Below are 12834 nucleotides of genomic sequence, written 5' to 3'. Positions count from 1 at the left end.
CGGACTGGGACTTGACTTAATGCCTCACCCATAAGTGTAATCAGTTATCACTAACTCCGTTGAGAGTTAGGCTAACCGTCCCTGGATAGGAAAACCTACCCATTTAGGTTAAACGAATCGCACATCGCCCTGATATTATAGCTGCCACATTGGTCGCCGACAGTATCGATCGCGCCCCCTCTGAGATTAGCCGTCCATCAACGCCTGGGCAAGCCCGATGTAGATAGGTATTCCCAAGGCAATCGCAACCGGCGTGCCGACGGCTGTGGACGCGCCGATGTAGGCGGAGGGATTGGCCGCCGGGATACCGGCTCGCAAAGTCGGCGGTCCTGAGATGTCTGAACTAGAGGCGGCGATGACGGCCAGAATCACGACGCCGCCAGGGCTGAATCCCGTGGTGACGTGGGCAACCCAGCCGAGACCGAAGGCGATCAATCCATGCAGCAGCGGTGCCACAAAGGCATATACGGCGAACCACTGGGCCACCTTACGCAGCTCGGCAAGCCTTGCGGCGGCCTCCATACCCATGATCAGCATCAGTACCGAAAGCAGACCGCGGAAGAGGGGATCGTAGAAGGTTTCATAGACACTTTTCGGCTGGGTTAGCAGGCCTAGAGCCAGACCGAGCAGCAGTGCCGTTAGGGCAGAACCCTGGAGGCTTTCCTTCACGATGGGCCATATCTTGACCCGATCGTCTGCGGTATCGAGCTGCTCGCTGGGGGCATAGCCTGCGATCGTGCGCTGCCTGTTGATGAGAGACTCTTGCTTCTTGGTATAAATGCTGGCCAAGACGATCGCAGTCACGAGGGCTGGGATGTCCATGAATGGATAGAGTGCGGCGGCCCAAGGCTCGTATGGGATGTTTTGCTCTTCCAGTAGCGTCAGGGCGGCGGCGAGAGTAGAGCCGCTCACGGCACCGAACAAGCCCGCGGTTGCAAGGGCATCCACGACTTTGACGTTCGGCAGGTTTGCCAAGGTGTAGCGCCCGATGAACACGATCAGGATCCCTATTAGCACGGCGAACAACGCGGGCAACAGTATCTCCGCCGGATTGGATTCGCGGATCGCCTGGCCACCGGTCAGGCCGACTTTCATGAGCAGCATGAAGACGATGAACTGATACACCGGATCTGGAATTGCTAGTGCGCTACCGAGGGAGGCAATGATCATGCCACCAATTAGAAAACCGAGTGTCGGGGACTGTAACTGCGATACGAAGCGAGTCAAGAATTCGGACAAAAAATCCACGTTGTAATTTCTCCTAGATCGGAATTTAGGGGTCAGGACGGCAGGCAAGCATGACCTCGAATGCTGGGTAGCTGGCTTCCACAGAATCCACGAGGCAATAATTCCCTTTTATGGGGTTAGGAGATTACTGCCTTGCCGTGGTCGGAAGGAACTTTGCGGGCAATAGAGTTAAAAGCTCCATTGACTTGAACAAATGAGATCGCTTCCTTCTATATGGATAATACTATGATTAGAGTCCACATTCCGCACTTCATAGCGCAGTCAAAAGTATTTTTACTAAAAAACGTCATCCTAGGAATTTAACCTCAAAAATATTCTCAATAATTAACAGCTATTGATAACTAACAAACACGGACAGATCGAGATTCATCTTCCTACATATTAGCGGAATGCTTGTCTGCAAAGAATTACAGCCATTTTTTACATAAAAATTCCCAATTAATGTTAAGACCTGCCGAATGTCGGTTAGAGATTCTGGAAGGGATCGCCTTCAACACGCAAGTTATATTTGAATTTCATATACGAAACATAAATTAGAGTTGTGTTTGAAGTGCGATCGCAGATGTATTGACAATACATTCTCTCAGACAACTACCAACTCGCTTAAGGAAGGAAACAGAAACCTAAATTGTGAGTCTTGGGAATCCCTGGTTTTAGCTGTGGGTGGATGTCAAAATTGATACTTCCCACCGATAAATCGGGGGGGATTCTTGATGTATTCCACAAAGAAACTTTCAAAGGTGTTACCCCTGGCACCTCTACTCACTTAGCTGGAACGAGTCCAAATCTTGCGTATACTTTGAGCTTTTTTATGATTTCTGAGTCCACAGCAACGCCAGATAGGTACGCTCAACAATTTACTGTTGCTTGTTTAACCGGGCAAAGGGCCCAGACGAGCTAAATCAGGAGTTATAGCGGTTCGATCGCGCTGTGAGGTATGCCCGCTCCCGGCCGGCGGCACCTCATACCAGAACTCGAAATGCTAAGCTGTTGCTCGTATAGATTGTGTGTGGCAATTGAGGGTCTGGTGGGGATCGGGGGAGAAGGGGAGAGGGGGAGAGAATTTGACAATTTTTGACTGTCATCAAAATCTACAATTTTTATTTGCACAACAGCTTGTACGCTTTGTGAAATTGTTTCAACACGTAGATGGTTATTCTTAATCGCCCTAATTAGTAGATCGCTGCAATTAAAGTTGTGCAATCATTTTGAGGCGACTTCAGGAGTCGCGGCCGCGTTCCTCCCCATGTCGGTAGCCCTGGGCTTCCCGCTCGTCTTTGGGTCAAGAGCGATCGATCAAATCAGGTAGGGCCAAACCCCCGGCGGTTGCCCCGGCAGACGGGGCAGGCACGCACCGTCCGCTACCCCTGCAGCTATTTACGAATGATTTAGGATTGCTATATAGCCTTTCTCACAAAGATGAGGTGCTCTCGCGGGCATCGGGCATAGGGCATAGGGCATAGGGCATAGGGCATAGGGCATAGGGCATAGGGCCTAAAAGCATCGGGCATACCTCACCTTTGTGAGAACCGCTATATAGCGATCTTTGCTGCGGCGCTAAAGTTTTTTACCCCACCCCAACCCGGACTTTATTAAGGTCCGGGAGCAAGAAACTCACAAACGGTGCGAGAAAAGCTATAGTTACTCTGCCATATTTTCAACCCCCAAAAACAGAGACAGTTCTTGATTTAAGCGACCCGCCCTTACAAACTCAGCATAGGTGTCAGCCTCGATCGCCAGCAACTCACCTCGAACTTGCTCAGCAATAAACGTGCTGAGATCGGGATATTCATCTTGAAGCCGATCGACCTCCGCCTCAATCCTCGTTAACTCCCCCTTAACCAGCGATTCTTGATACTCATAAAACTCCCGATCGACCCCCGGCTGTTCCTCCATCTCACCCAACCGTTGCAGCACCCTACCCAAAGCCGCCCGACGGGCGATCGCCTCCAAATACTCCCCGCGCATCGGCCCATCCCCCAGCAGATCCAATTTTTTCAGAACAGGCTGAATAGTCAGTCCCTGCACCAACAAAGTAAACAGCACCGTCCCAAAAACCGTCGCAATCACCACCTCCCGGCCCGGTAAACCTTCAGGTACGCTCAAAGCCAAAGCCACCGACACCGCACCCCGCAGCCCTCCCCACCACAGCACCGTTTGCTCCTGCAGCGGAATGGCGGATGCGGCAAAACGGTTGCTGAGACTTCCCAGTCCGTAAATGGCGATCGCCCGCGTTACAATCACCGCCACAATCGTCACCGCGATCGCATCCAAATTTTCGCCCAAACTCCCAAACCGAATCTGATCGCCAATCAGCAAAAACACAATCGAATTCACAAAAAAAGCTAAAAATTCCCAAAACTCGCTCACAATAATCCGAGTGCGAGGATTCATCCCGATGCGAGAACCAAAATTGCCCAAAATTAGCCCCGTCGCGACCACCCCAATCACCCCCGAACCCCCCAAATCCTCAGCAATCAAATAAGTAGCGTAGGCCGAAACCAACGTCAGAGACTGCTCCACCAGAGGCAAATCGAACCGCTGCGTCAGATAAGAAATCGCAAACCCGATCAGCCCGCCAACCCCCAGCCCAATCCCCACCACCGTTATCAACTCCAGCAAAATCGGCCCCGGCGATAAATTAGCAGTTCCCCGAGCAAAAGCAGCCAGAAATCCAAACGCCACAACCGCCATCCCGTCATTAAACAAACTTTCGCCTTCCATCAAAGTGCTGAGACGCTTCTCCACCCCCAACTCCCGAAACAAAGCCGTCACCGAAACCGGATCGGTAGCTGAAAGGGTAGCCCCAATCATCAGCGCAGTTCCCAAAGAAAGACCGGCAAATTGATTCAAACCAATTGCCACACCCGCAATGGAAATCAGCACACCGAAAACAGCATAAAGACAAATAGGAATTAAATCCTGTTTTAAACTCGACCACTTCAAATTCCAAGCAGCTTCAAACAGCAGAGGCGGCAGAAAAATCAACAGAATCAATTCAGGCGAAAGATTCACCAACCGCACATCGACCAAAGCCAGCGCAGCTCCCACAATCACCAGCAGCAGCGTATAGGGAATGCGGCGCAACCAACTAACAATTTGTGGCAGAGTGGCGACACTCAAAGAAACCGAGAGCACCAGCAAAAATTGCTTCAAACTTTCTTCGATCGCCACTTCTTGTAGACTTGTCTCTATCATTTTAAAATTTTCCTATTTGTAATGATCGGATTGCATATAGCAATCCTAAATGATTTTCTGTAGGGACACGGCACTGCCGTGTCCCTACAGATGGGTTTTGGGGAAATCACATTCCGTCTTTTCGACACTGGTGTTAAAAATAGTCAGCGTGTCACTTCTCCTTCAACTGCATCCTGCAGAACAGAGGGTGAGGAGTTTTTGGGCAGTTTTTTGAGAGTAGTTTTCAATTGGACAATGGGTTGGGTTGCTGTGGCAGTTTTCGTAATGTAGCGTTCGGCTCCAATTTGCCATTTTGTTTGCAGGTAATTGCGGATCGCGATCGATCGCTCTCGGGCGGGCGTTCCAATTTCAGATGGCGCTTGACCAGAACTCATTTCAATCTGGAATGTAGGATTTTCCTGTACCATCTTACCCAGCCGATCGAGTAATTGAATTTGATTTGCCGGAATTTGAGATTGATTTAACGCAAAGGTAACTGTTGCAGCAACCGGTGCAATCCGATTAAAGCTTACCTCTGCCGCAGGGTAATTTAATTGACTGCGGATACCCTGCACCAGCAGTGCTTGTCCATCGCGATCGAGATCCCGCTGGCTCAAGTAAATAATCTGAATCCTTAACGGCGTCACCGAGCTAGTAATCGCCTGATAACTCACCAATTGAGCCGGCCCCGGCAAACTCAGGGAATCGAGCGCCGACTCCACGCCGCTCAAAAAACTCGATTGCAATTCGGCAATTGTCGGAGGTGGTTCTGGCTGGATTGTTTCTGAAACTTTTGGCGGTAACAGTTCGTTAGAGGCTATGGGAATTTGAATCAGATTCAAATTAATTAACTCCAGCGGTATCCGCAGCTTCGCCGACAGCAGTTGTTTGTATTTATCTCGTTCGGCTTCGGTGTAGACTTTGCTAGTAACCACCTGAAGTTGGGCAACCAATTTACGCTCTTGTTCTCGAAACGAGAGTTGACTGATGTACGATCGCACCTTACCATCAGGAAAGCTACCAAAGTTTTTTTGCCAGATTTCGGTGGCGTTATTACGCAGTCGATTTTCTTCCTGCTTGCGATCGATTTCGTCACTAAGTTGATTGTAGGATTTATACAGAGGAATCGAAATCAATCCTACAGTTATCAAAATCAGCAGCAGGCGACTTGGCAAACTACCGATGCGCTTCAATCGATCCGACGCCGGAATTCGATCGACCAACGACTGTACCCAAATGCTTTCTTGATTGCTTTCCCGCCACGCACGCACGCGCTCCCGTACCGGAAAACTATCAATGTGCAGAACCAAAAACACCAGCATCGCCATAAACGTAATAGCGACTAAGTTGGTAAAAAACAGCAATCCTCCCCCTCGCGCCACCGCCAACCCGCTTCCAGCACTCAGACTCACCGCCATCCCAATCCCGTAACCTACCACACACAGCGGCGGCATCAGCGCCACCGCAATCGAAACCCCCGGAATAGACGTAACAACTCCTTTAGCTTCCTTGCAAATAGCCACTGCTCCCACAGCCCCAGAAAACAGCGCAATCACTAAATCCAGCAGATTTGGCTGAGTTCTCGCCAAAATTTCGCCGGTCATTTCCTTAAAAGGCAGAATCAATACCAAAACAACCGCAAAGGCAATAGCCAGCCCGCAGCTCAAAATGAGATTGATAATAGCCCGCAGCGCTAAAATCGCGTCTCCAGTGGCTAGAGCCAGCCCGTTCGCCAAAATACTCCCCATTAAGGGTGAAATCAGCATCGCGCCAATGATGACGGCCGGACTGTTCAACACCAGTCCCAGGGTAGCGATCCCAGCAGAAAACAAAACTTGAATCCAATAACTGGCATCCGTCAGCGTCACGGATTTAGCAATGTCCAAATATACCTGTTCTTTGCGAACGTTGCTGACACCTAAATTATGGGCAAACCAGCGGCTCAAGCGAGGGAATGCTGCTAATATCCTTAACCGTTTCGTCATATATTTTGAGAAACAACTGGTAGTTTTTCTGCTTGGCCCAGCTTGGGACGGCTGATACCTGTCGTTGTGGCATTACCGACAGATTTGCTTGCGTATTTGTAAGGTTTGCAGTTGGGCGGAGAGTGCCAACCCAACTGCAAACCCGATTAAATTATGAATCGCTAATTAGCTCAACCGATAATTAAACCCGATCGCGCGGGCAGCATCAATTCTAACTTCCGATTTTCCCCTTCACCTTTCCAAACAAACTCACCTTTACCAAACAGCAATTTGTCGTGAAGAGATTTCAAACTAGGTGTTTCAAAGCTCACCTTTACCTCTTGAATTGCCACATTAACAGCAACAACTATTTCTTCATCCTCCAAAATTCGAGCAAAAACATAAACCGTGCCTTCAGCAAACAGAATTTGGTAATTCCCTGTGCGGAGGGCGGCGTATTGGTGGCGCAAAGCTATCAACTGTTTGTGGTAATCTAAAACATCAAGTTCCCAGTCAGCCGTCAAGGGAAAACTGCGGCGAGAATCAGGATCTAGAGCACCGGGCAAACCAACTTCATCGCCGTAATAAATGCTGGGAGCTCCGGGATAAGTTAACAGCAGCAAAGTCGCAAGTTCAACGCTTGTTTTGTCGTCTCCAGCAATTGATAGCAACCGGGCAGTATCGTGACTGGCTAACAAGTTGAGTTGAGTTAGCTGTATTTCCCACGGATACAATTCCAAAACTTCCTGAATTTTCTCCCCGTACTGCTTGGAAAACAGCGCCGGATAGGGGTAATAAGAACGACCTTCTAATTGGTTCACATCTACTCGATCGCCCGCAGCAAAAGCAATAGTCGGCGCAGCAAACAGATAATTCATCACGCCGTCAAATTGCGTTCCGTCCAGCCATTCCCTCGCATCTTCCCAGACTTCGCCGACAATGTAAGCTTCGGGATTAACAGCTTTCACTCGGTCTCGAAATTCCTGCCAAAATCCCTCTGTTTTAATTTCAAAAGGAACATCCAGCCGCCAGCCGTCAATGCCGAATTTAATCCAGTATTCGGCGATTTCCATGATGTATTCTCGCACTTCTAGATTGTCGTGGTTGAATACAGGCAGAGCTCGATTGCCGTCCCAACCGAGATAATTAGCTGGGAAATTGCCGTCGTAGGCCGACAGGGGCCAGCCTTCAATTTGAAACCAATCCAGCCAAGGAGAAGCCGGGCCGTTTTCCAGGATGTCGTGAAAGAAGAAAAAGCCGCGGCTGGCGTGGTTGAATACGCCGTCGAGAACGATTTTGATGTCGCGGTCGTGGGCTGCGTCTAGAAGTTCTTTAAAAGCTGGATTGCCGCCCAACATCGGATCGACTTGATAGTAGTCGTGGGTGTGGTAGCGGTGATTGCTGGCCGACTGAAAAATGGGGGTAAAGTAAATGGCATTAATGCCTAAATCTTGCAAGTAATCTAGCTGTTCCATAACGCCCCACAAATCGCCTCCTTTATAGCCTTGGAGGGTAGGAATTTCGTGCCATTCTTCCCACATGAAGTTTTGCAGCAGGCGTTTGCGGTGTTGTTTGCTTTTGGCAAAGCGATCGGGGAATATCTGGTAGAATACGGCGTGTTTAACCCAGTCGGGGGTGTGAATTTGCATACAATTTTCCGAGCTTGCTATGGCTTAGGCTACAGTAGCAGAGGTTGCTAGCGGATATAGCTTTTGGTATAAAATATACACTCGATCGAGTTTGGTCGATCGACCGACCGTCAAAAATCACAAAAATTTGCAGTCAATCTCAGATTTCTCACTGATTCTCCCTTAGAAGTTTGTCGTCCCGACGGGCGGCGGTTCCTGACTGTGGAGTCGGACTCGCCCCGCAGAGGAGGCTAGGAAAAAGACCGGATCGAACTCCAGCTAACGCCCGCTCTTGGGGCAAAAACAGAGCATTCTAGGGGGTCAAAGTGCGATCTCTGGCACGAACCGCAACAGCAGGGCGATCGAGCCTCGATCGAGAAATTGCCAGAACTGAGAATTAACCCAGAAAAATTGTAATTGACAGCCAAAACTCCCAACCTTATTGTTTCCTTAAACTGCCCTTATTTATTGATGAGTATTTGAGCTCACAACTCAAAATTTTTTCAAAGATCCATTATTTCTTGATGAGTATTTGAACCCACAACTCAAAACTCAAAACTCCAATCCCCTCCGCACTCCAACTCTCACAAACCCGGTTTTTAAATCTGATTGAAGCTGGGAACAAAGTATTTGGATTAAAAAACCGCGTTTGAGCCCCATCGGCCCAACTGAATAACTCAAAACTCAAAACTTCCCTGCTCCCCCCCCTTGTCAAGAAGCCCTCACCATCCGACACTGTACTTGGAGAGTTAATCCACCCTAGGGAGAAAGTTCCTTGAAAAAAGTCTTAGCCATCATCCTCGGTGGCGGTGTAGGCACCCGCCTTTACCCCCTAACCAAACTGCGGGCCAAACCCGCAGTTCCCCTGGCCGGCAAATATCGCCTCATCGATATTCCTGTCAGCAATTGCATCAACTCCGAAATACTCAAAATCTACGTTCTCACCCAATTCAACTCGGCATCGCTGAACCGGCACATCGCCCGCACTTACCAGTTTTCTGGCTTCAGCGAGGGATTTGTCGAGGTGCTCGCCGCCCAGCAAACTCAGGAAAATGCCAACTGGTTCCAAGGGACAGCAGACGCAGTTCGCCAATATCTCTCGCTGCTAGAACAGTGGGACGTTGACGAATTCTTGATTCTCTCAGGCGACCACCTCTACCGCATGGACTACCAGAAGTTTGTGGAGAGACACCGCGAAACCAACGCCGATATCACCCTCTCGGTTTTGCCAATGGACGAGAAGCGGGCGTCGGATTTTGGTTTGATGAAAATCGACGAAAGCGGCCGCGTTGTTTCTTTCAGCGAAAAGCCAAAAGGCGATCCGCTCAAACAAATGCAGGTGGATACTACTAAACTGGGACTGACAGCGCAGCAGGCTCAGGAAAGTCCTTACATTGCTTCGATGGGGATTTATCTGTTTAAAAAAGAAGTTTTGATTAAACTTCTGAAAGAATCTCCAAACCAAACTGATTTTGGTAAAGAGATTATTCCGAATTCTTCAAAAGACCACAACGTTCAAGCTTATTTGTTTGACGATTACTGGGAAGATATCGGAACAATTGAGGCTTTTTATGATTCTAATTTGGCTCTGACTAAACAGCCTAAGCCTCCTTTTAGTTTCTACGATGAGAAAGCGCCGATTTACACTCGCCCGCGTTTCTTGCCGCCGACTAAGCTTTTAAATACTCACATCACCGAATCGATTATTGCTGAAGGCTGCATTCTCAAAGAGTGCCGCATCGACCACTCGGTATTGGGAGTTCGATCGCGCATTGAAGCTGGATGTACGATTCAAGATACCCTGGTTATGGGTGCTGACTTCTACGAACCCGACGCCGAACGGCATTCGAGTTTGGACAGCGGCGGTGTCGCCCTCGGTATCGGTGCCGATACTACAATTCGCCGCGCGATTGTGGATAAAAATACCCGCATCGGCCGCAACGTTCAAATAATTAATAAAGACCGAGTGGAAGAAGCTAACCGCGAAAACCAAGGTTTTTACATCCGCAGCGGCATTGTCGTAGTCCTGAAAAACGCGACGATTCCTGATGGAACTATCATTTAGTTATTAGTCATTAGTCATCAGTTATCAGTCATTAGTTTTTTAATTTAAAATCAGTCACCTAATTTTCAGGTGACTGACGATCTATAACTAAGTTAGTGACAGATTACCAATGACCGATGACTGATAACTGATGACTAAATCATTTTTTTTTAGTTGATTATTAATGGCAACGGCTGGTGCGAAATTTGCGAAATATTTGCAGGGTAAGAACACCGCGTTTTAATACGGTACGGTCTCTGTTACTGGGTGTTGCGAGACAGATATGTTCGATCGCCTGCGTTTGGCGGATGACTTCTGATTTTTGTATTTGCGATCGTAGCACGACTGACAAATGCGCTGCCCGTTTCTGATCGCCACACAACTCTCGGAGCGATCTTTCCAATCGTCGCAGCAACCACAAGGCCAACTTAGTAAATAATTGATCATATGAAAACCCTCGTAGCATCAAAAGCTGATTAATATACTATCCTATCTTAATTTTTCGGAAAGTGTGCGATCTAGTTAACAGACTAGGGAGAAATTATGTTCTATTTTGTGAGTTGGCTGTAAAAATATACTGTCCGAATAATATAATATACCACAGGTATGGAAAGGAAAAAATATCTCTAAAGATTGTTGAATTGCGGCGCGTTTTAATGTAACATCCAGTGACAATTGAGACAGCAAAATCTCCGAAACTTGATGATGAGAACCTGCTAGGATTGGGATTGGTCGAAAAGCTAGAGAAAGAAAAGTTCGATCGCACCGCGCACCGCAAAAAAAGAGCAAAAAGATCGATCGTCCGCGCCAATCAACCCTCAAAAGAACTCGCGCCAACAACTGCAGCAGCTATCCCCGACTCGCGTAGAATGGCGGTGGCACTCTCAGGCGCGCCCGCCGCGCCAAAATCCCCAAGGCGCACAACTGCTCAAAATCTTCAACAGCAGCCAGGTGCGGAAATTGCGATGTCCGGTAAGCAACAACCGAACTCGATCGAGTTTCAATCTTTGATAACCTATAATTTAAATCAGATGCAGCAGGCAGTTTTGCCCGCCGCCTCAAACTAACTCGCCATCTTGCTAATTAGGAATTTATTTTTTCTAACAACTAACAACTAACAACTAACAACTAATAAAGAGAGGATTGCTTAATGTCTGCAACAGATTTTAAAGACTATTACGCTATTTTGGGACTCAACAAAGCCGCCAGCTCAGACGAAATTAAAAAAACTTTTCGCAAACTAGCCCGAAAATATCACCCGGACATGAACCCAGGAAACAAAGAAGCCGAAGCTCGCTTTAAAGAAGTAAACGAAGCTTACGAAGTGCTCTCAGATCCAGAAAAACGCCAAAAATACGACCAATACGGTCAATACTGGAAGCAAGCGGCTACAACTGGCGGCGGATGGCCCGGCGGCGGAAACAGTACAACTGTAGACTTTGGCGGCGTTGACTTCAGCCAGTACGGCAGTTTTGACGAATTTATCAATGCTTTGCTCGGCCGCGCGGCCGGCGGCAGTGCGGGTGCTGGTCGCAACGGTCAGTGGAATTACAGCACCTACCGCGGCGGCGGGCCGGGCGGTTTTGGGGGATTTGAAGATTTTGCGGGGTACGAAAACCGCAGCGCAGGAGGCTCTCTCGATACCGAGGTGACGATTTCCCTAACTCTGGGGGAAGCGTTTCGCGGCACTTCTAAACGAGTCGCCACGGGCGAAGTTTCGATTCCTGCGGGTGTGAAAACCGGCAGCAAAATTAGGGTGAAAGGCAAAGGTCAAGTTGACCCGTACACGAAGCAGCAGGGAGATTTGTACCTCAAATTAGAAGTTTTGCCTAACGCTTTTTTCCAGTTTGAGGGAGAGAATTTAATCTGCGAAGTGCCGATAACTCCCGATGAAGCGGTGTTGGGAGCTTCGATTGAAGTGCCTGCGCCTGAAGGTACGATAGTTGTAAAATTTCCAGCCGGGATGCGCTCCGGTCAGTCTTTGCGGTTGCGAGGTAAAGGATGGCCGAAACCGAAGAAGGATGAACGCACTGATTTGTTGGTCAAAATTGCGATCGTCCCGCCGAAGGATCTCACCGCCCTAGAGCGCGAATGCTATGAAAAAATCCAGGCAAATCGCACTTTTAATCCCCGGAGCAATTTAAGCCAAGCGCTACTTTGAAACAACCTGCATTGCGCGTACCAGACAAAGCCAAGAAGGAAAGCGAGTCATCTGTCGGGTTGAGGGGGGTTTGCAAATATCGCGGATCTGAAGTTATCGATATTGGTGAACCCGTTGTGCATTGGATGCAAGCTCGATCGATCTATTCGTACTCGCTCGTTCCACTTTCTCAAGACTCATCGCTAGCTGTTAGCTGACTGGGTTGGCTACCTTCTTGGATTTTAATGCTAATGTTTTTAGCTCCTTTTTTTTCCAAATCTTTGATGTAGCCGTTGGTGTTGTGAGAAGCTTCATCTTTGCTTTCGTAGGGGCCAAAATAATAGGTGCGCTTGGGCAAATCTGTGTCAACTTCCACCCACCACTGGCGACTTCTACCGCCCATCGGTTGAGTTAGTATCCAGAAAGCAGCAACGTACATACCTAATAAATAAAGTCCGAACATAGTAGCGATTCCCCAATTCCATTAGTTTTTAACGTTTTTAAGATATCAGGACAAATAGAGCGATCGGATCGTCCTATATGCTGATTTAGCTCTGGTAATTGTTGAGGGTAAATGCTGGTTAATATCTGCATTTTGGTGGATAATAGTTTGAGGTTTCGGCGATCTAATAC

8 protein-coding genes are annotated in these 12834 nt (G+C 48.4%); 3 read left to right on the top strand and 5 right to left on the bottom strand.

What is annotated here, in order from left to right:
* Positions 1-186 precede the first annotated feature (186 nt).
* The 4 genes from WBA89_RS04300 to WBA89_RS04285 all read right to left on the bottom strand — a co-directional run bounded on the left by WBA89_RS04300 (position 187) and on the right by WBA89_RS04285 (position 8038).
* Positions 187-1248 (bottom strand): sodium-dependent bicarbonate transport family permease, encoded by a 1062-nt coding sequence (locus tag WBA89_RS04300; protein ID WP_424404296.1) that lies wholly within the window; start codon positions 1246-1248, stop codon positions 187-189.
* A gap of 1641 nt (positions 1249-2889) precedes the next feature.
* On the bottom strand, positions 2890-4446 hold the full coding sequence (locus WBA89_RS04295; RefSeq protein WP_424404295.1) for a Na+/H+ antiporter: 1557 nt from the start codon (positions 4444-4446) through the stop codon (positions 2890-2892).
* 143 nt (positions 4447-4589) lie between these two features.
* Entirely contained in the window at positions 4590-6410 is a 1821-nt protein-coding gene (locus tag WBA89_RS04290) for a DUF389 domain-containing protein (protein WP_424404294.1), read from the bottom strand.
* Between the two features lie 170 nt (positions 6411-6580).
* The gene (locus tag WBA89_RS04285; protein WP_424404293.1) at positions 6581-8038 is read right to left on the bottom strand and encodes a glycoside hydrolase family 13 protein; all 1458 of its coding nucleotides are present in this window, start codon (positions 8036-8038) and stop codon (positions 6581-6583) included.
* A gap of 754 nt (positions 8039-8792) precedes the next feature.
* On the opposite strand from WBA89_RS04285, the gene WBA89_RS04280 reads away from it, so the two are divergent.
* The 3 genes from WBA89_RS04280 (at position 8793) to WBA89_RS04270 (ending at position 12222) form a co-directional block, all read left to right on the top strand.
* A complete protein-coding gene (locus tag WBA89_RS04280) occupies positions 8793-10082 on the top strand; it encodes a glucose-1-phosphate adenylyltransferase (protein WP_424404292.1) in 1290 nt (429 codons plus the stop codon).
* A gap of 647 nt (positions 10083-10729) precedes the next feature.
* Positions 10730-11128: a hypothetical protein gene (locus WBA89_RS04275; protein ID WP_424404291.1), complete on the top strand. Its 399-nt coding sequence runs from the start codon at positions 10730-10732 to the stop codon at positions 11126-11128.
* Positions 11129-11211: 83 nt separating this feature from the next.
* The gene (locus WBA89_RS04270) at positions 11212-12222 is read left to right on the top strand and encodes a DnaJ C-terminal domain-containing protein (protein ID WP_424404290.1); all 1011 of its coding nucleotides are present in this window, start codon (positions 11212-11214) and stop codon (positions 12220-12222) included.
* Between the two features lie 169 nt (positions 12223-12391).
* Here WBA89_RS04270 and WBA89_RS04265 read toward each other — a convergent pair whose 3' ends face one another.
* Positions 12392-12664 (bottom strand): DUF1816 domain-containing protein, encoded by a 273-nt coding sequence (locus tag WBA89_RS04265; protein WP_333092688.1) that lies wholly within the window; start codon positions 12662-12664, stop codon positions 12392-12394.
* Between the last annotated feature and the right edge of the window lie 170 nt (positions 12665-12834).

Origin of the sequence: Microcoleus sp. (assembly GCF_049646505.1) — a bacterium.
GTDB lineage: Bacteria > Cyanobacteriota > Cyanobacteriia > Cyanobacteriales > Microcoleaceae > Microcoleus.
The sequence above is the reverse complement of the archived record's forward strand: the minus strand, read 5'-3'. Positions and strand labels throughout refer to the sequence as shown.

What these genes read in the sequence shown, in the direction of transcription:
- WBA89_RS04290 (WP_424404294.1), bottom strand. Translation starts at nt 6,410, where the DNA reads ATGACGAAACGGTTAAGGATATTAGCAGCATTCCCTCGCTTGAGCCGC.
- WBA89_RS04270 (WP_424404290.1), top strand. Translation starts at nt 11,212, where the DNA reads ATGTCTGCAACAGATTTTAAAGACTATTACGCTATTTTGGGACTCAAC.
- WBA89_RS04285 (WP_424404293.1), bottom strand. Translation starts at nt 8,038, where the DNA reads ATGCAAATTCACACCCCCGACTGGGTTAAACACGCCGTATTCTACCAG.
- WBA89_RS04295 (WP_424404295.1), bottom strand. Translation starts at nt 4,446, where the DNA reads ATGATAGAGACAAGTCTACAAGAAGTGGCGATCGAAGAAAGTTTGAAG.
- WBA89_RS04265 (WP_333092688.1), bottom strand. Translation starts at nt 12,664, where the DNA reads ATGTTCGGACTTTATTTATTAGGTATGTACGTTGCTGCTTTCTGGATA.